The organism is Streptomyces sp. NPDC005761 (assembly GCF_040630635.1).
Lineage (GTDB): Bacteria > Actinomycetota > Actinomycetes > Streptomycetales > Streptomycetaceae > Streptomyces.
The window spans coordinates 66,574-85,716 of sequence record NZ_JBEXXX010000009.1; the positions used below are offsets into that span (position 1 = coordinate 66,574).

A 19,143-nucleotide genomic window follows, 5' to 3' on the forward strand; every position below is an offset into this window, starting at 1 on the left:
CCACCGTCTCACGGGGCCGGCCCCGGCCCCGTGAGAGCAAGGTTGCGCACCGGTCACCTCACGGCACCACACGGAAACGCGCGCTGCATAGCGTCGGGGACAACACCCCGACCACCCGTGGAGGCGCGTGATGGCTGGCCGTTGGATCGAGCACTGGGAACCCGAGGACGAGACGTTCTGGCGGGAGAAGGGCGAGCGGATCGCCCGCCGGAACCTCTGGTTCTCCGTACTCTCCGAACACATCGGGTTCTCCATCTGGACCCTGTGGTCGGTGATGGTCCTGTTCATGGGGCCGGAGTACGGGGTGGACCCGGCCGGTAAGTTCTTCCTGATCTCCACCGCGACGCTGGTCGGGGCCCTGGTACGGGTTCCGTACACCTTCGCCGTCGCCCGGTTCGGCGGCCGGAACTGGACCGTGTTCAGCGCGTTCACCCTGCTGGTCCCGACGATCGCCGCCTTCGTCGTGATGGAGCCGGGGACCTCGTACGGCACGTTCGTGGCCGTGGCCGCGCTGACCGGCATCGGCGGCGGCAACTTCGCCTCCTCGATGACGAACATCAACGCCTTCTTCCCGCTGCGCAAGAAGGGCTGGGCGCTCGGACTGAACGCCGGAGGCGGCAACATCGGGGTGCCCGTCGTGCAACTCGCCGGATTGCTCGTGATCGGGACCGCGGGCGCCATGCACCCGCGGATCGTGCTCGGCGCGTACATTCCGCTGATCATCGTCGCCGCTCTGTGCGCCGCGCACTTCATGGACAACCTGGCACCCGTGCAGAACGACACCGGGGCCGCGAAGGACGCCGTGCGCGACCCGCACACCTGGATCATGGCGGTGCTCTACATCGGCACCTTCGGCTCCTTCATCGGCTACAGCTTCGCCTTCGGACTCGTCCTGCAGACCCAGTTCGGCCGGACCCCGCTGCAGGCCGCCTCGCTCACCTTCGTCGGCCCGCTGCTGGGCTCGCTCATCAGGCCGGCCGGCGGCTGGCTGGCCGACCGGTACGGAGGCGCCCGGATCACGCTGGCGAACTACGCGGCCATGGCCGCGGCGACCGGCGTCGTCGTATACGCCTCCGGCATCGAATCGCTCACCGTGTTCCTCATCGGCTTCACCGCCCTGTTCGTCCTCACGGGGCTCGGCAACGGATCGACGTTCAAGATGATCCCGGGCATCTTCCACGCCAAGGCGATCGCCCAGGGGCTGCGCGGCGAGGAGGCTGCGGCCCAGGGACGGCGGCTGTCCGGCGCGGCGATGGGGCTCATCGGCGCGGTGGGCGCACTCGGCGGGCTCGCCATCAACCTCGCGTTCCGGCAGTCCTTCCAGACCTCGGGCACCGGAACGGCGGCCTTCTGGTCCTTCCTCGCCTTCTACGGAGTGTGCTTCGTGCTCACCTGGGCGGTATACCTTCGCCGTACCGAGGCCGTTCCGGCGAAGCCCCAGCTCAGCTACGCCGAAGTGTGAGGACGACGACCCGGGGACCTCTCGATGTCGGGTGACGTAACGGGCGGGAAATATGGGTGAACCGAGCCTGTCACGCTTCGTTGGCAGGCTCGGACCTCCGCACCATTGAGCAGCAGCGGGACGAGAGCCGGGTAGACCATATGCACGACGACGAACAGCACGGGCCCCTCGCGGGCTTCACGGTCGGTGTCACCGCCGCGCGCCGGGCGGACGAGCTCGCCACCCTGCTGAGGCGGCGGGGCGCCACCGTGGTGCACGCGCCCGCCCTGCGGATCGTGCCGCTCGCCGACGACAGCGAACTGCTCGCCGCCACCAAGGAACTCATCGACGTCGTCCCCGACGTGGTCCTCGCGACCACGGCCATCGGCTTCCGCGGCTGGATCGAGGCCGCCGACGGCTGGGGCATCGGCGAACAGCTGCTGGACACCCTGCGCGGGGTCGAACTGCTGGCCCGCGGACCCAAGGTCAAGGGAGCGGTCCGCGCCGCCGGGCTGACCGAGACCTGGTCGCCCGCGTCCGAATCCATGGCGGAGGTGCTGGAGCGGCTCCTGGAGGAGGGCGTCGAGGGCCGCCGCATCGCCCTCCAGTTGCACGGCGAGCCCCTCCCCGGCTTCGTGGAGTCGCTCCGCGCGGCCGGCGGCGAGGTCGTCGGCGTCCCCGTCTACCGCTGGATGCCGCCCGAGGACATCGCCCCCCTCGACCGGCTCATCGACATCACCGTGGCGGGCGGCCTGGACGCGCTCACCTTCACCAGCGCCCCGGCGGCGGTCTCCCTGCTGCGCCGCGCCGAGGAACGGGGCCTGCTGACGGAGCTGACAACCGCTCTGCAGGGCAGCGTCCTCTCGGCCTGCGTCGGACCGGTCACCGCACTCCCGTTGCAGGACCGCGGCATCGACACCGCCCAGCCCGAACGATTCCGGCTCGGCCCGCTCGTCCAGTTGATCTGCCGCGAACTGCCCTCCCGGGCCCGGACCCTGCCGATCGCCGGCCACCGTGTCGAGATCCGTGGCCACGCCGTCATGGTCGACGACGAACTGCGCGCGGTGCCGCCCGCAGGCATGGCCCTGCTGCACACCCTGGCCCGCAGGCCGGGCTGGGTGGTGGCCCGCGCCGACCTGCTGCGCGCCCTTCCCGGCAGCGGTACGGACGAGCACGCGGTGGAGACGGCGATGGCCCGGCTGCGCACCGCCCTCGGGGTGCCCAGGCTGATCCAGACGGTCGTCAAGCGCGGTTACCGGCTGGCCCTGGACCCTGCGTCCGACGCCAAGTACGCCGACTCCTGAGGGCCGCGGAAACCCTGTGCGGCTGCCGCGACCCGCGCCTACGGTGGGGAGATGAGTACGGAAAGCCACCGGGTCGACGCGGAGGTGCGGCTGCGTTCCGCGGCTCTCACGGACGCCGGCTCCCTCGCCGAGTCGCTGAGCCGCAGCCGTACCTACATGCGGCCCTGGGAGCCGGTGCGGCCCGACGCCTTCTACACCGAGGAGGGGCAGCGCGAGCGGCTGGCCGGCGCGCTGGCGGACCGTGACGCGGGGCGTGCCATGCCATGGGTGCTCTGCGACGGGCAGGACCGCGCGATCGGTGCGTTCACCCTCAACGGCGTGGTGCGCGGGCCGTTTCGCAGCGCCGCCCTCGGATACTGGGTGGACGTGGACTTCGCGGGCCGCGGGCTGGCCACGGCGGCGGTGCGGCTCATCTGCGACCTGGCCAGGGACGAGCTCCGGTTGCACCGGATCGAGGCCGGGACGCTGCCGTACAACCTGGCGTCGCAGCGCGTGCTCGTCAAGTGCGGCTTCGAACAGATCGGCCTGGCCCCGGGCTACCTCCACATCGACGGCGCATGGCGTGACCACCGGCTCTTCCAGCGCCTCCTGCACCACGGAGCGGTGACCGGAGCCTGACGGCGCCCCGGCCTCGGCATCAGCGTTCGGGGACGGCTGCCCGCCGCGTGTGGCGGTGGCCCTCCCGCGGCCAGGGCGGGCGCGCGAGCAGTACCTCCACGAGGCCGTAACCGGCCTTCTCCGGTCAGCGTCCGGGGACGGCTGTCCGGCGCGTGTGGCGGTGGCCCTCCCGCGGCCAGGGCGGGCGCGCGGGCAGTACCTCCACGAGGCCGTAACCGGCCTTCTCCGCCACCCGGCACGACGCCTCGTTGTCCACCTGGTGCAGCAGGTCCAGCGTGACGAGGCCGTCCCCGGCGAACACCGTGAACGCCCAGGCCGTGAGCGCTTCCAGGGCTTGCGGGGCGATGCCGCGGCCGCGGGCGGGCGCCGCCGTCCAGTAGCCGACCTCGCCCGCACCCGGGCAGGGGCCGGACCGCACGAGGACGACGTTCCCGACCGGCCCGGCCCCGAGCGCCGTGTCCACCACCGCGAAGCTGTGGCGCAGTCCGGACTCCCGCCCCTCCGCCTGGTCCCTCAGCCAGCGCTCCGCCGCCGCCTCGTCCGCCACCGGGGCACGCGAACCGGCCCGTATCGCCGGGTCGCGGTACGCGTCCAGCAGGACCGTGACGTCGCCCGGCAGCCAGGGGCGGAGCACCAGGGAACCGGTCCGGAGCCGGTCGTCGCGCAGCTGCTCGTTCATCGGCTCATCGTATGAGGGGAGTTGTCGCGGCCCGCGCGGCAGGGGTTACGGCCGGGAGCCGCGGGGGGCACTCTGGTGGGGACGGCGACCGGACCCGAGGCGGTGGCATGCGCATGGCGACGCGCAAGGGCTCGTACGACTGGCGGTTCGACTCCGGGCGGCTCTGCCTGGACCTGGTCGCGACGGGGGCCGCGACCCCGGGAGCCGCCGACCCGCTGGACCTGCCCGAAGGGCTCGCCGACTGGCTGGTGACCGCCGGCGCCGTACCCCGGGGCACCCGGCTCGACACCGTGGACGCCCACTGGCTCGTGCGGTTCCGGCAGCTCAGGAGCGCCGTGGACCGACTGCTGACCGCGCAGCTCGGGGGGCGCGGGGCGGACGGCGCCCTGGAGTGCGTCAACGCGCTCGCCGCCGGCGCCCCGCCCGGCCCGTGCGCCGTGCGCGCCGGTAACGGGGCTCTGGTGCGCGGCCTGAGCACCGAGCCCGGCTGCGACGCGCTGCTGGCGGCCGTGGCACGGGACGCCGTGGAACTCCTCACCGACCCCGTCGCCCTGGCCGGGCTGCGCCGCTGCGAGGGCGACCACTGCCGCCGCGTCTACCTGGACACCTCACGCGGCCGGCGCAGGCGCTGGTGCTCCAGCGAGGTCTGCGGCAACCGCGAACGGGTCGCCCGGCACCGGCGGCGCCACACCGGACCGGCGGGGGCCCGCGCCGACCGCGAGGCCCCGGGCCCGTAAAAAAACTTGGACACGCGTTGAATGGATCGCCCCGCATCCCCGTATCGATGGCCAAGGAGCTCGACAGGGTCTCGACCGGGAGGTTCGGGTGCGCAAGGATGCGGCCGTGGCCGATGACCGTCCGCACAGGGCCCGGCATCGCGGTGGGCCGCCCGCCTCAACCTCCGCCGTCCCCGACGAGGAGCTGATGCGGGCGCTCTACCGCGAACATGCCGGACCTCTGCTCGCGTACGTCCTGCGCCTCGTCGCCGGCGACCGACAGCGCGCCGAGGACGTGGTGCAGGAAACGCTCATCCGTGCCTGGAAGAACGCCGGTTCGCTCAACAGGGCCACCGGTTCCGTCCGGCCCTGGCTGGTGACGGTCGCCCGGCGCATCGTCATCGATGGCCACCGAAGCCGGCAGGCCCGGCCGCACGAGGTCGACCCGTCGCCACTGGAGGTCATTCCCGCGGAGGACGAGATCGACAAGGCGCTGTGGCTGATGACGCTCTCGGACGCGCTCGAAGATTTGACCCCGGCCCACCGGGAAGCATTGGTCGAGACCTACTTCAAGGGCCGTACGGTCAATGAGGCTGCCGAGGTGCTCGGGATACCCAGTGGCACGGTGCGCTCCCGGGTCTTCTACGCACTGCGTTCGATGAAGCTCGCACTCGAGGAGAGGGGGATCACGGCATGAGCGACCACGATTGGGAGCCCTTCGGGCCCCGGCAGGCCGGTCCCTCCGGTCCCTCAGGGCCCTTCGCGCCCCCCGACGGCCCCACGGACGAGGCCGGACACGACGCGGCGGGCGCCTACGTCCTCGGCATCCTGGACGACGCCGAGACCGCCGCCTTCGAGGCACATCTGGCCCGCTGTGCCCGCTGCGCCGCCCACCTCGACGAGTTCTCCGGCCTGGAGCCGATGCTCGCGATGCTCGCCGAGTCCCCGGCCGCCGTGCCCGGCGCCCGTCCGGTCCCGCACGTCCCCACACCGCCCGCGCCCCGGATGCTCGACACCCTGGTCGACGAGGTCGCGGCCAGGCGCGCCCGGCGCACACGGCGCGGAAGGTATCTGGTGGCGGCGGCAGCGGCACTGATCATCGGCGGCCCGGTGGCCGCCGTGATGGCCACCGGCAGCGGCACGAGCAGCGTCGAAGCGGCCGACCCGCACCCCACCAGCCCCGCCGAGGACGCCTTCTTCCACCACATGAAGGAGAAGGCGCAGGCGACCGACCCCGTCACCGCGGTCGATGCCACGGTCGGCATGGAGCCGAAGGCCTGGGGCACGCACACCGTGCTGGAGCTGAAGAACGTGAAGGGCCCGCAGAAGTGCCGGCTGGTCGCCGTCTCGAAGACCGGCGAGGAGGAGGTCGTCACCTCCTGGGCCGTACCGAAGTGGGGGTACGGCATCGCGGACTCCACCCACCCCACCGCCAGGTACCCGCTCTACGTCCACGGCGGGGCGGCCATGGACCGGGCCGACATCGACCACTTCGAGGTCCGTACGTTCGACGGCGAACGGCTGGTGAGCGTCGGCGTCTGAGGTCCGGCCGAACCTCCCACCGGGCCACCGACACGCAATCGATATCGCCGCGCGCAAGATCGATGCCTGCGGCAGGTGCGCTACGGCCCCCCTTCGCATAGGGTTGACGGCTGCCCAATGCACGTCAGAAGGGGGCCTCGGTGGCCGCGCAGGATGCCGCTGTCGATTCGTTGCGGGACCGGGAAATCGGTGTCGAGCAGGAACATCTCGACCGTGTTTACCACCGCCTCGAGGAGAAGATCCACGAGGCAGAATTTCTCATGAAGGACGCCGTCAAGCGCGGCCAGGTGGGTACACCGGGAGCGCTCGCCGAACGTGACGCCCAGGTGTTCCGTGCCGGAATCCACCTCAACCGGCTGAACAACGAGTTCGAGGACTTCCTCTTCGGGAGGATCGACCTGCTGCTCGGCAAGGACGGTGAGCGCGGCCCGGACGGCGCCTTCACCTCCGTCGAGCCGGCAGACGACGCCGTACGGGAGGACAGCACCGCCGACATCGCCGAGACGCTGCACATCGGCCGGATCGGGGTCCTCGACTCCGACTACGCGCCGCTGGTCATCGACTGGCGCGCCCCGGCGGCCGCCCCGTTCTACCGCTCGACGCCGAAGGAACCGGGCCGGGTCGTACGGCGCCGGGTCATCCGCTCCAAGGGCCGCCGGGTCCTCGGGGTCGAGGACGACCTGATGCGTCCCGAGCTGACCGCGTACCTGGGCGGCGACACGCTCCCCGTCATCGGGGACGGCGCGCTGATGGCGGCGCTCGGACAGGCCCGCAGCCACACCATGCGGGACATCGTCTCCTCCATCCAGGCCGAGCAGGACCTGGTGATCCGGGCCCCCGCCGCCTCGGTCACCGAGGTCTCCGGCGGTCCCGGCACCGGCAAGACCGCGGTCGCCCTGCACCGGGCCGCGTACCTGCTCTACCAGGACCGGCGGCGGTACGCGGGCGGCATCCTCGTCGTCTCGCCGACGCCGCTGCTGGTCGCGTACACCGAAGGTGTGCTGCCCTCGCTCGGCGAGGAGGGCCAGGTCGCGATCCGCGCGGTCGGCTCGCTGTCCGACGAGGCGGCCGGCCCCGAGGGCGCCACCACTTACGACGAACCGGCCGTCGCACGGATCAAGGGCTCCTCCCGGATGCTCCACGTACTGCGCAAGGCGGCCCGCGGGGCGCTGGAACAGCCCGTGGCCCGGCCGGCGGCCCAGGAGGGGCAGCTGGCCTTCGGAGAGGCCGATCAGGCCCCCCAGGACGCCGGTACCCCCACCCGGCTCAGGGTGGTGGCCTTCGGCGCCCGGGTCGAGCTGCACGAGGACGAACTGCGGCGCATCCGCAACAACGTCCTCAGCGGCACGGCACCCGTCAACCTGCTGCGCCCGCGCGCCCGCAAGCTGCTGCTCGACGCCCTGTGGAACAGGTCGTCGGGCCGGGGCCGCTACACCGACCAGGAGCTCGCGGCCGAACTGCGCTCGTCGTTCGACGAGGACGTCTCCACCGAGACGCCGTTCATCGAGTTCCTGAACGCGTGGTGGCCGGAGCTCACCCCGCGCGGGGTGCTCGCCGCCATGGCCGACGAGAAGCGGCTCGCCCGCTGGGCGCGCCGCACCCTCAACCAGGGCGAGGTGCGCCGGCTCGCGCGCTCCCTGAAGCGCCTGGACGCGGAGGGCCGCGGTCCGCTGTCGGTCCACGACGTGGCGATCCTCGACGAGCTGCAGACTCTGCTCGGGGCGCCGCACCGGCCGAAGCGCAAGCGCGAGTTCGATCCGCTGGACCAGCTCACCGGTCTCGAGGAGCTGATGCCGCAGCGCGAGGAGACCCAGTGGGAGCGGGCCGAGCGGCTCGCTGCGGAGCGCACCGAGTACGCGCACGTCATCGTCGACGAGGCACAGGACCTCACGCCCATGCAGTGGCGGATGGTCGGCCGCCGAGGCCGGCACGCCACCTGGACGATCGTCGGCGACCCGGCGCAGTCCTCCTGGTCCGATCCGGACGAGGCCTCGGCGGCCCGTGACGAGGCGCTGGGCAGCCGCCCGCGCCGCAACTTCACGCTGACCGTCAACTACCGCAACCCGGCGGAGATCGCCGAGCTGGCCGCCAAGGTCCTGGCGCTCGCCATGCCGGGCATGGAGTCCCCTGCCGCGGTCCGCTCCACGGGAGTGAAGCCGCGCTTCGAGACCGTGCGGGACGGCGATCTGGCCGGCACCGTGCGCGACGAGGCCCGGCGGCTGCTCGGCGAGGTGGACGGCACGGTCGGCGTCGTCGTCGCGATGAACCGGCGGGCGCAGGCCCGCGGCTGGCTCGCGGAGCTCGGCGAGCGCGTGGTCGCGCTGGGCAGCCTGGAGGCGAAGGGCCTGGAGTACGACGCCACGGTGGTCGTCTCGCCCGCGGAGATCGCGGACGAGTCCCCGGCGGGGCTGCGGGTGCTCTACGTGGCGCTGACGCGGGCCACCCAGCAGCTCACGGTCGTCTCGGGGGATCGGGACCTGCCCGACGAGGACGGTGTGCCGGACCTGCTCAGGGACTGACGGACCCCGTCCGAGGGGGCGCCGAAGCAAATTTTCGGTCAACCTGCGCTGGGGGAATCACTTCTCCGGGGGGTTTGTTAGCCTGGAGTCGGCACCGGCTCGATCCAAGCCCCCGGGCCCAACCTTCGTCGCTTCGAGCGACCACTTGCCGCGAGGCGAGCATGGCGGGTCGGTGCCGCTCAACTGAAGAAGACAGACCCGCGTCACCCTCCGGTGGCGTGGGTCTGTTTCTGTTTACGGGGTCGGCGGGGGTTCCGTCGCGGGCCTCATATCTCGTATGGTGGAAAACACTTTCCGGAGCGTGGCAGTCATTACCGGCTACCCGTCGGTAGGTGCGAATATCGGAAGGCGTGTCCGGGGCGAGAGTTCCGGCCATGCGTAGCAATGAAGCTAAGGAAAGCGAAGGACTCGGCCATGGCAACGGCGCCCAGCGTCTCGTACTCGATGACGGTCAGGCTGGAGGTGCCCGCGAGCGGCACAGCGGTCTCCCAGCTGACCACGGCCGTGGAGTCCTCCGGTGGCTCGGTCACCGGCCTCGACGTGACCGCTTCCGGCCACGAGAAGCTGCGGATCGACGTCACGATCGCCGCTTCCTCCACCTCTCACGCTGACGAGATCGTCGAAGGTCTGCGGGACATCGAGGGCGTCGTCCTCGGCAAGGTCTCCGACCGTACGTTCCTGATGCACCTCGGCGGCAAGATCGAGATGGCGTCGAAGCACCCCATCCGCAACCGTGACGACCTCTCGATGATCTACACCCCGGGTGTGGCCCGGGTCTGCATGGCGATCGCCGAGAACCCGGAGGACGCCCGGCGCCTCACCATCAAGCGCAACTCCGTCGCAGTCGTGACGGACGGCTCCGCGGTGCTCGGCCTCGGCAACATCGGCCCGATGGCCGCCCTCCCCGTCATGGAGGGCAAGGCGGCCCTCTTCAAGCGCTTCGCGGGGATCGACGCCTGGCCGATCTGCCTGGACACCCAGGACACCGACGCGATCGTCGAGATCGTGAAGGCGATCGCCCCCGGCTTCGCGGGCATCAACCTGGAGGACATCTCCGCGCCGCGCTGCTTCGAGATCGAGGCACGGCTGCGCGAGGCCCTCGACATCCCCGTCTTCCACGACGACCAGCACGGCACCGCCATCGTCGTCCTGGCCTCCCTGACCAACGCCCTGCGCGTGGTGGGCAAGGGAATCGGGGACGTACGGGTCGTCATGTCCGGCGCCGGAGCGGCCGGCACGGCCATTCTGAAACTGCTCATCGCCGCGGGCGTCAAGCACGCGGTCGTCGCCGACATCCACGGTGTGGTGCACGCCGGCCGCGAGGACCTGGTCTCCGCACACGCCGACTCGCCGCTGCGCTGGATCGCCGACAACACCAACCCGGAGTCCGTCACCGGCACGCTCAAGCAGGCCGTCGTGGGCGCCGACGTCTTCATCGGCGTCTCCGCCCCGAACGTCCTGGACGGCGACGACGTCGCGGCCATGGCCGACGGAGCGATCGTGTTCGCGCTTGCGAACCCGGACCCCGAGGTCGACCCGGCAATCGCTCGCCGGACGGCGGCAGTTGTGGCGACCGGCCGTTCGGACTTCCCCAACCAGATCAACAACGTCCTGGTCTTCCCGGGCGTCTTCCGCGGCCTGCTGGACGCTCAGTCCCGCACCGTCAACACGGAGATGATGCTCGCCGCCGCGCGCGCCCTCGCCGACGTCGTGGCCGAGGACGAGGTGAACGCGAACTACATCATCCCTTCGGTCTTCAACGACAAGGTCGCCGGAGCGGTCGCGGGAGCGGTCCGGGACGCCGCCAAGGCGGCCGGCGCGGCTGTGACGGGCCCCACGTCCGTCTGATGTCCGGCGCGTCGCGGGTCGCGGCGCCCCAAACGCCCCTTTAGGGTGGGCGGGCGACGCATCCCACAGAGCCCCGCATCAGGTGCGGACCGCTTTTGGGGAGTCGACGGAACGTCACCACGACGAGGCAGTGGTGCTTTTCGTGTGACTCCGGAGGGTGCCGGATTGGCTTTCCCGCCGCAGGTGGGGGCAGGATGCTTTCCCAAGGACTTCGTCCGGGGGAGACCCCACGGGGCGCGAAGGTCTCAAAATTCGGACCCGGGTCCGGGGACTGTCCGAGGGCCCTGGCAGCATCGGCTTCGATCTCACGCCTCACAGGCAAGAAGAACACGGGAGTAACAACATGAACCGCAGTGAGCTGGTGGCCGCCCTGGCCGACCGCGCCGAGGTGACTCGCAAGGACGCCGACGCCGTGCTGGCCGCGCTCGCCGAGACCGTCGGTGAGATCGTCGCCAAGGGCGACGAGAAGGTCACCATCCCCGGTTTCCTGACCTTCGAGCGCACCCACCGTGCCGCTCGCACCGCTCGTAACCCGCAGACCGGCGACCCGATCAACATCCCGGCCGGCTACAGCGTGAAGGTCTCCGCGGGCTCGAAGCTCAAGGAAGCCGCCAAGGGTAAGTAAGGCCCCTGAGCACGACGAAGGGCGGTCACCCCGACCAGGGTGGCCGCCCTTCGGCGTACGGGCCGCAGAACGCCGTTCAGGGCCCTGAGGCGCGTTCCCGGGGGCGCGGGGCCCCCGGGAACACCTCGTCAGACCAGCGAACCGCCCGGCAGCTCCACCTTCGCGCCGAGCTTCTCCAGCTTCTCCATGAAGTTCTCGTAGCCGCGGTTGATCAGGTCGATCCCGTGCACCCGGGACGTCCCCTGGGCCGCCAGGGCGGCGATCAGGTACGAGAAACCGCCGCGCAGGTCCGGGATGACCAGATCCGCGCCCTGCAGCTTCGTCGGCCCGGAGACGACCGCGGAGTGCAGGAAGTTGCGCTGGCCGAAGCGGCAGTCGCTGCCGCCCAGGCACTCGCGGTAGAGCTGGATGTGTGCGCCCATCTGGTTGAGCGCCGAGGTGAAGCCGAGCCGTGACTCGTACACCGTCTCGTGGACGATCGACAGGCCGGCGGCCTGTGTCAGCGCCACGACCAGCGGCTGCTGCCAGTCGGTCTGGAAGCCGGGGTGCACGTCCGTCTCCAGCGCGATGGCGTTCAGCGCGCCGCCCGGGTGCCAGAAGCGGATGCCCTCGTCGTCGATCTCGAAGGCGCCGCCGACCCGGCGGAAGGTGTTCAGGAACGTCATCATCGAGCGCTGCTGGGCGCCGCGGACGTAGATGTTGCCCTCGGTCGCCAGTGCCGCGGAAGCCCAGGAGGCGGCCTCCAGGCGGTCCGGGAGCGCCCGGTGGGTGTAACCGTCGAGCCGGTCGACACCGGTGATCCGGATGGTCCGGTCGGTGTCCATGGAGATGATCGCGCCCATCTTCTGCAGTACGCAGATGAGGTCCTCGATCTCCGGCTCCACGGCCGCGTTGGACAGTTCGGTGACGCCCTCGGCGAGCACCGCGGTCAGCAGCACCTGCTCGGTGGAGCCGACCGAGGGGTACGGCAGCCGGATCTTGGTGCCGCGCAGCCGCTGCGGCGCTTCCAGGTACTGGCCGTCCGCCCGCTTCTCGATCGTCGCGCCGAACTGGCGCAGCACGTCGAAGTGGAAGTCGATCGGCCGTCCGCCGATGTCGCAGCCGCCGAGCCCCGGGATGAACGCGTGGCCCAGCCGGTGCAGCAGCGGGCCGCAGAAGAGGATCGGGATGCGCGACGAGCCCGCGTGGGCGTCGATGTCGGCGACGTTCGCACTCTCGACATGGGTGGGGTCGAGGATCAGCTCACCCGGTTCGTCACCCGGACGGACCGTCACGCCGTGCAGCTGCAGCAGCCCGCGCACCACCCGCACATCGCGGATGTCGGGCACGTTGCGCAGCCGGCTGGGCCCGCTGCCGAGCAGCGCGGCGACCATTGCCTTCGGCACCAGGTTCTTGGCGCCTCGGACGCGGATCTCGCCCTCCAGCGGGGTTCCGCCGTGGACAAGCAGGACATCGTCTGTGCCGGTCATGAATCTCGCGTTCCGGAGTGGTCGGGCAGGGGGCCAATCGAAAGGGTAATGGCCAGGCACCCCCCTTCCGTAAGAGAGCGGGGGGTGTACGAACGTCATGAATCCGCCACAACACGCTGTGCTCCCCGAATCTTGCGGAGGGTGACCATCCGGATCGGTGGCCGGGCCGTGCGCTCCTCGTGCACCCGTGCGCCCTGAGCTGCGCTCGGGCACGGTGCGCGACGAGAGGGTCACTTGGCCCCCGCGAAGGCCGAAGATGCGGGATCATTTCTGCCATGACCGAGGTGTCCTCGCTCACAGGGCGACTGCTCGTGGCCGCACCCGCCCTGGCGGACCCGAATTTCGACCGCGCGGTGGTGCTGCTCCTCGACCACGACGAGGAGGGCTCGCTCGGCGTGGTCCTGAACCGCCCGACCCCGGTCGGCGTCGGTGACATCCTCGCGTCCTGGGCGGAGCTGACCGGGGAACCGGACGTGGTCTTCCAGGGCGGCCCCGTCTCGCTCGATTCGGCGCTCGGGGTGGCGGTGATCCCCGGCGACGAGGGCCCGCTCGGCTGGCGCCGGGTGTACGGGGCGATCGGGCTGGTGGACCTGGAGGCGCCCCCGGAGCTGCTGGCCGCGGCCCTCGGCTCGCTGCGGATCTTCGCCGGCTACGCGGGCTGGGGCCCCGGCCAGCTGGAGGCGGAGCTGTCCGAGGGCGCCTGGTACGTCGTCGAGTCGGAACCGGGCGACGTCTCCTCGCCGCGCCCGGAAAGCCTCTGGCGGGCGGTCCTGCGCCGCCAGCGCAGCGAACTGGCCATGATCGCCACGTATCCGGACGACCCTTCGCTGAACTGATGCCCGGGCTTTCAGTACGCTTGGCTGTTATGAGCACTCTTGAGCCCGAGCGCGGGTCAGGCACCGGAACCCTCGTGGAGCCGACACCTCAGGTGTCGAACGGCGACGGCGACCACGAGCGCTACGCCCATTACGTCCAGAAGGACAAGATCATGGCGAGTGCCCTGGAGGGCACCCCCGTGGTCGCGCTGTGCGGCAAGGTCTGGGTACCGGGGCGCGACCCCAAGAAGTACCCGGTCTGCCCCATGTGCAAGGAGATCTACGAGTCCATGGGCGCCGGCGGCGACAAGGACAAGGGCAAGGGCGGCAAGGACAAGAAGTAGCCCCACGCCACCAGGAGCAGCCCGGAAGAGCCCCCGGGGCACGCAGCAGCGTGCCCCGGGGGCTCTTCCGTGTGCGGGACCGCCGGCGTTGCACGGGCTGCGTCCGCGGGTCACAGAGTGGTGGAGACCACTTGTCGGCGTCATGGTCCGGACCTACCCTCCTGCAAGTTGTGCAGAACGAAACGCGCGTTGCACATGTTGCAACGCCTACCGGTAGGGGTTCCCGGATGAAGTTTTCTGCCCGAATCGCCGCCCCGGCCGCGGCGCTTGTGCTGGCCGGCCTGACTGCCACCGCCTGCGGTGCGCCGCAGACCTCCGACACCGGCGCCAAGGGGGACGAGAAGACCGGCACGCTGCGCGTCTGGCTCTTCCAGGAGGTCGGCAACAAACCCAAGGAGAAGGTCGTCGACGCCGCGGTCGCCGAATTCGCGAAGACCCACAAGGGTGCGAAGGCCGAGATCGAGTACATCCCGGTCGAGACCCGCGCCCAGCGCGTCAAGGCCGCGTTCAACGACCCCGGGAGCGCACCCGATCTCATCGAGTACGGGAACACGGACACCGCCGGCTACGTCAAGGACGGCGGACTGGCCGACGTGAGCGCGGAGTTCGCGGCCTGGGACGAGGCCAAGGACACCGACCCGACCGCCAGGCAGTCCGTGACGGTCGACGGCAAGGTCTACGGGGCCCCGCTCTTCGTCGGCGTACGGGCGCTGTACTACCGCACCGACGTGTTCGAGGAGCTGGGCATCGGCACGCCCAAGTCCCAGGCCGAGCTGATATCCACCGCGAAGAAGATCCACAGGAAGAGGCCGGACCTGTACGGGCTCGCGGTCGGCGGCGCGTACACCTACGGCGCGATGCCGTTCATCTGGGCCAACGGCGGCGAACTGGCCGACGGGAGCGGGAGCGCGTACAAGGCGGCCATCAACAGCGAGAAGGCGCGCAAGGGCATCGAGGCCTACACCTCGCTCTTCGGCGACACCAACTGCCCGGCCGCCAAGTGCGCCGCGATGGGCGGCAACGCGACCGTCACCGCCTTCGCCTCCGGCAAGGCCGCCATGGCCATCGGCGGCGACTTCAGCCACACCGCGGTCGAGGCGGGCGCGGTCAAGGGCAAGTACGCCGTCGTGCCGCTGCCGGGCGTGGCCGAGGGCTCCGTGGCCCCGGCGTTCGCCGGCGGGAACAACATCGGTGTGCTCAGGAGCACCGGGCACCGCACCCTCGCCGTCGACCTCATGAAGGCGCTCACCGGCAAGGCGACGCAGTCCAGGATGTTCGACTCGATGGGCTTCCTGCCGACGTACACGGACGTGCGGACCGAGGCGGCGAAGCGGGAGCCGTTCGTCGAACCGTTCGTCAGGACGCTGGGCGCGGGGGCCAGGTTCGTCCCCGCCTCGCCGGCCTGGGGACAGATCGACTCCTCGCTGATCCTGCCGACGATGTTCCAGGAGATCGTCAGCGGCCGTAAGGACGTGGCGAAGGCCTCGGACGACGCGGCGAAGAAGATGGACGCGGCGTTCACCGACGCGGGCTGACGATGACGGCGAACAGTACGGCGTACGAAGCGCCCCCCGTACCCGGAGCGGACGGCCCCCCTCCCCGCCCGCTCCGGCGCCGCCGCGCGGCCTCACCGGCCGGGCGGCCCGGCTGGACCCCCTGGCTCTACCTGCTGCCCGCGCTCGTCCTGATCGGCGGGCTGCTGGTCTACCCGATCTACCAACTGGGCCTGATCTCCTTCCTGGAGTACACCCAGGCCCAGGTCAGTGGGGGTGAGCCGGCCACCTTCCAGGGCTTCGGCAACTACGCGACGCTCTTCCACGACAGTCAGTTCTGGCAGGTGCTCCTGGCCACGGTGGTCTTCGCCGCGGCCTGTGTGCTGGCCACGCTGCTGACCGGCTGCTCCCTGGCCGTCCTGCTGACCCGGGTGCGGGCGGTGCCGCGGCTGGCGCTGATGACGGCCGCGCTCGGCGCCTGGGCAACACCTGCGATCACCGGCTCGACCGTCTGGGTCTTCCTCTTCGACGCCGACTTCGGGCCCGTCAACCGGGTGCTCGGGCTCGGCGACCACTCCTGGACGTACGGGCGCTACAGCGCCTTCGCGCTGGTGCTCCTCGAAGTCCTCTGGTGCTCCTTCCCGTTCGTGATGGTGACCGTGTACGCGGGCATCAGGGCGATCCCCGCCGAGGTACTGGAGGCGGCCGCGCTGGACGGGGCCTCGCAGTGGCGGATCTGGCGGTCGGTCATGGCGCCGATGCTGAGGCCGATCCTGGTCGTCGTCACCATCCAGTCGGTCATCTGGGACTTCAAGGTCTTCACCCAGATCTACGTCATGACCAACGGCGGCGGCATCGCCGGTCAGAACCTGGTGCTCAACGTGTACGCGTACCAGAAGGCGTTCGCGTCCTCGCAGTACAGCCTCGGCTCGGCCATCGGTGTCGTGATGCTGGTGATCCTGCTGGCCGTCACGCTCGTGTATCTGCGCCTCGTGCGGCGCCAGGGGGAGGAACTGTGAGCCTGTTGTCCCTGTCGCGCGTCCGCCGGCCCGGCCGGCTCGCCGCCGAGGCCGCGGCCCTGCTGATCGCCGCCGCCGTCGCCTTCCCGCTGTACTGGATGGTGCTCTCCGCCATCAAGCCGGCGGGCGAGGTCCAGTCCGCGCACCCGCGCCCGTGGACGCTGTCGCCGTCCCTGGACTCCTTCCGCCGGGTCTTCCAGCAACAGGACTTCGGGCGCTACTTCCTGAACAGCCTGCTCGTCGCCGGCACGGTCGTCGTGGTCTCCGCGCTGGTCGCCTTCCTGGCGGCGACGGCGGTGACCCGGTTCAGGTTCCGCTTCCGGACCACGCTGCTGATCATGTTCCTGGTCGCGCAGATGGTGCCGGTCGAGGCGCTGACGATCCCGCTGTTCTTCCTGATGCGGGACTTCGGCCAGCTGAACACGCTCGGATCGCTGATCCTGCCGCACCTGGCCTTCTCGCTGCCGTTCGCGATCTGGATGCTGCGCGGTTTCGTCAAGGCCGTCCCGGAGGCCCTGGAGGAGGCCGCCTGCATCGACGGGGCGAGCCGCACCCGCTTCCTGTGGCAGATCCTCTTCCCGCTGGTCTTCCCCGGGCTGGTGGCGACCAGCGTCTTCTCGTTCATCTCGACCTGGAACGACTTCCTGTTCGCGAAGTCCTTCCTCATCAGCGACACCTCCCAGTCGACGCTCCCGATGGCGCTGCTGGTCTTCTTCAAACCCGATGAGAACGACTGGGGAGGGATCATGGCAGCCTCGACGGTGATGACCGTTCCCGTGCTGGTCTTCTTCGTACTCGTACAGCGACGCCTGGTCTCGGGACTGGGCGGAGCGGTTAAGGACTGACGACATGGACATGGAACTGATCCCGGCGCCCGTGAGCGCCGGCGACCAAGGGCGGTGCGGGTTCCTCCTGGATCCGTCCACCACCATCGACGCGGCGTCGGGCACCGAGACCACCGGACGGTGGCTGCGCGCCACGCTCGGCGCCGCCTTCGGCCTCCCGCTCGCCCCGGGCGCGGAGGGGGACGCGCGCGCCGTACGGCTGCGCATCGACCCGTCCTTGGCGCCCGAGGGCTACCGGCTGACCACCCTGCCCGACGAGAGCCTCGCGATCACGGGCGGCAGTCCCGCCGGGGTCTTCTGGGGCGCGCAGACGCTGCGCCAACTGCTCGGGCCGCACGCGTTCCGCCGGGCACCGCTCGGCGGCCCCACCACGCACGCCCTCGGGTTCACGGACATCGAGGACCGGCCGCGCTTCGGCTGGCGTGGCCTGATGCTCGACGTGGCACGGCACTTCCTGCCGAAGGACGACGTCCTGCGCTACCTCGACCTCCTCGCCGCCCACAAGCTGAACGTCTTCCACTTCCACCTCACCGACGACCAGGGCTGGCGCGTCGAGATCAAGCGCTACCCGCGCCTGACGGAGGTGGGCGCGTGGCGGTCGCGTACGAAGTACGGGCACCGGGCGTCCGAGCTCTGGGACGAGACCCCGCACGGTGGTTACTACACGCAGGACGACATCCGCGAGATCGTGGCGTACGCCGCCGAGCGGCACATCCGGGTCGTCCCCGAGATCGACATCCCGGGCCACTCGCAGGCCGCCATCAGCGCCTACCCGGAGCTGGGCAACACCGATGTCGTCGACACCGCCGCGCTGACCGTGTGGGACAACTGGGGTGTCAACCCGAACGTGCTCGCGCCCTCCGACCACACCCTGCGCTTCTTCGAGGGCGTCTTCGAGGAACTGCTGGAGCTGTTCCCCGCGGACGTGTCGCCGTTCGTCCACGTCGGTGGCGACGAGTGCCCCAAGGACCAGTGGAAGCAGTCACCGGCCGCCCAGGCCCGCATCGGGGAACTCGGTCTCGCCGGCGAGGACGAGCTGCAGTCCTGGTTCATCCGGCACTTCGACAGCTGGCTCACCGCGCGCGGGCGGCGGCTCATCGGCTGGGACGAGATCCTGGAGGGCGGGCTGGCCGAGGGGGCGGCCGTCTCCTCGTGGCGCGGGTACGCGGGCGGCATCGCGGCGGCCCGGGCCGGGCACGACGTCGTGATGTGCCCGGAGCAGCAGGTGTATCTGGACCACCGTCAGCACGGCGGCCCCGACGAGCCGATGCCCATCGGGTACGTCCGCACGCTGGAGGACGTCTACCGTTTCGAACCCGTGCCGCCGGCCCTCTCCGAGGAGGCGGCCCGTCATGTCCTCGGCACCCAGGCGAACGTCTGGACCGAGGTCATGCAGAACCGGGACCGCGTCGACTACCAGGTCTTCCCCCGCCTCGCGGCCTTCGCCGAGGTCGCCTGGTCGGCGCTGCCCGCCCCCGCGGAACGGGACTTCGCGGACTTCGAGCGCCGAATGGTCACGCACTACGCGCGACTTGACGCGCTCGGCGTCGGCTACCGGCCGCCGGGCGGTCCGTTGCCGTGGCAGCGGCGCCCCGGAGTCCTCGGACGGCCGATCGAGGGAACACCCCCGAACGTGTGAGTCCGGACGCGCTCCGGTTGCCGCCACCACCGTCCCCGAGGCCGTGGTGGCGGCGCCGTTCGCGGGGGAGTTCCGCCCGCGGCAGCCGTCGCCCGCAGGAGCGGACAAGTCGTACAAGCGCGTTGAACAGTGGCAATTCACGCTCTACGCCGAAGAGGTGTGAAACGGGACCATTCCCCTGGTCGGGGACGGATACACCCTTCGTGGACCCTCGCGTCGGGACGGTC

The 19,143-nt window shown here is 70.9% G+C and carries 17 protein-coding genes; 15 read left to right on the top strand and 2 right to left on the bottom strand.

Annotated features, from left to right (window positions below):
• The first annotated feature begins 130 nt into the window (after positions 1-130).
• From ABZ434_RS11375 to ABZ434_RS11385, 3 genes are all read left to right on the top strand, one after another.
• Positions 131-1,462 carry a nitrate/nitrite transporter gene (locus ABZ434_RS11375; RefSeq protein ID WP_359134287.1) on the top strand — a complete coding sequence of 444 codons (1,332 nt, stop codon included), beginning with the start codon at positions 131-133 and terminating at the stop codon, positions 1,460-1,462.
• Positions 1,463-1,602: 140 nt separating this feature from the next.
• The gene (locus tag ABZ434_RS11380) at positions 1,603-2,745 is read left to right on the top strand and encodes a uroporphyrinogen-III synthase (RefSeq protein ID WP_359134289.1); all 1,143 of its coding nucleotides are present in this window, start codon (positions 1,603-1,605) and stop codon (positions 2,743-2,745) included.
• Between the two features lie 51 nt (positions 2,746-2,796).
• Positions 2,797-3,363 (top strand): GNAT family protein, encoded by a 567-nt coding sequence (locus tag ABZ434_RS11385; protein ID WP_359134290.1) that lies wholly within the window; start codon positions 2,797-2,799, stop codon positions 3,361-3,363.
• Positions 3,364-3,487: 124 nt separating this feature from the next.
• On the opposite strand, the gene ABZ434_RS11390 is transcribed toward ABZ434_RS11385, so the two are convergent.
• A complete protein-coding gene (locus ABZ434_RS11390) occupies positions 3,488-4,042 on the bottom strand; it encodes a GNAT family N-acetyltransferase (RefSeq protein ID WP_359134292.1) in 555 nt (184 codons plus the stop codon).
• 113 nt (positions 4,043-4,155) lie between these two features.
• Between ABZ434_RS11390 and ABZ434_RS11395 the strand changes: the two genes are divergently transcribed.
• The 6 genes from ABZ434_RS11395 (at position 4,156) to ABZ434_RS11420 (ending at position 11,292) form a co-directional block, all read left to right on the top strand.
• Complete coding sequence (locus ABZ434_RS11395) at positions 4,156-4,779, top strand: ABATE domain-containing protein (protein ID WP_359134564.1); 624 nt, start codon at positions 4,156-4,158, stop codon at positions 4,777-4,779.
• 88 nt (positions 4,780-4,867) lie between these two features.
• A complete protein-coding gene (locus tag ABZ434_RS11400) occupies positions 4,868-5,455 on the top strand; it encodes a sigma-70 family RNA polymerase sigma factor (protein WP_359134294.1) in 588 nt (195 codons plus the stop codon).
• Positions 5,452-6,300, top strand: coding sequence for a zf-HC2 domain-containing protein (locus tag ABZ434_RS11405; RefSeq protein WP_359134296.1), 849 nt, complete (start codon positions 5,452-5,454; stop codon positions 6,298-6,300). The genes ABZ434_RS11400 and ABZ434_RS11405 overlap by 4 nt, the downstream gene beginning before the upstream one ends.
• Before the next feature lie 140 nt (positions 6,301-6,440).
• The gene (locus ABZ434_RS11410; RefSeq protein ID WP_359134298.1) at positions 6,441-8,819 is read left to right on the top strand and encodes a UvrD-helicase domain-containing protein; all 2,379 of its coding nucleotides are present in this window, start codon (positions 6,441-6,443) and stop codon (positions 8,817-8,819) included.
• Between the two features lie 414 nt (positions 8,820-9,233).
• The gene (locus tag ABZ434_RS11415; RefSeq protein ID WP_359134300.1) at positions 9,234-10,667 is read left to right on the top strand and encodes an NAD-dependent malic enzyme; all 1,434 of its coding nucleotides are present in this window, start codon (positions 9,234-9,236) and stop codon (positions 10,665-10,667) included.
• 343 nt (positions 10,668-11,010) lie between these two features.
• Positions 11,011-11,292, top strand: coding sequence for an HU family DNA-binding protein (locus ABZ434_RS11420; protein WP_003968811.1), 282 nt, complete (start codon positions 11,011-11,013; stop codon positions 11,290-11,292).
• Positions 11,293-11,420: 128 nt separating this feature from the next.
• Here the strand turns inward: ABZ434_RS11420 and murA are convergent, their stop codons facing one another.
• On the bottom strand, positions 11,421-12,761 hold the full coding sequence (gene murA, locus ABZ434_RS11425) for a UDP-N-acetylglucosamine 1-carboxyvinyltransferase (protein ID WP_359134302.1): 1,341 nt from the start codon (positions 12,759-12,761) through the stop codon (positions 11,421-11,423).
• Positions 12,762-13,036: 275 nt separating this feature from the next.
• Between murA and ABZ434_RS11430 the strand changes: the two genes are divergently transcribed.
• From ABZ434_RS11430 to ABZ434_RS11455, 6 genes are all read left to right on the top strand, one after another.
• Entirely contained in the window at positions 13,037-13,597 is a 561-nt protein-coding gene (locus ABZ434_RS11430) for a YqgE/AlgH family protein (protein ID WP_359134304.1), read from the top strand.
• A gap of 29 nt (positions 13,598-13,626) precedes the next feature.
• Positions 13,627-13,920 (top strand): DUF3039 domain-containing protein, encoded by a 294-nt coding sequence (locus tag ABZ434_RS11435; protein WP_148018922.1) that lies wholly within the window; start codon positions 13,627-13,629, stop codon positions 13,918-13,920.
• A gap of 227 nt (positions 13,921-14,147) precedes the next feature.
• On the top strand, positions 14,148-15,455 hold the full coding sequence (locus tag ABZ434_RS11440; RefSeq protein WP_359134306.1) for an extracellular solute-binding protein: 1,308 nt from the start codon (positions 14,148-14,150) through the stop codon (positions 15,453-15,455).
• A 2-nt stretch (positions 15,456-15,457) separates the two neighbouring features.
• Complete coding sequence (locus ABZ434_RS11445) at positions 15,458-16,432, top strand: sugar ABC transporter permease (protein WP_359134308.1); 975 nt, start codon at positions 15,458-15,460, stop codon at positions 16,430-16,432.
• On the top strand, positions 16,429-17,277 hold the full coding sequence (locus ABZ434_RS11450; protein WP_359134310.1) for a carbohydrate ABC transporter permease: 849 nt from the start codon (positions 16,429-16,431) through the stop codon (positions 17,275-17,277). The genes ABZ434_RS11445 and ABZ434_RS11450 overlap by 4 nt, the downstream gene beginning before the upstream one ends.
• A gap of 4 nt (positions 17,278-17,281) precedes the next feature.
• Positions 17,282-18,916, top strand: coding sequence for a beta-N-acetylhexosaminidase (locus ABZ434_RS11455; protein ID WP_359134312.1), 1,635 nt, complete (start codon positions 17,282-17,284; stop codon positions 18,914-18,916).
• Positions 18,917-19,143: the final 227 nt, after the last annotated feature.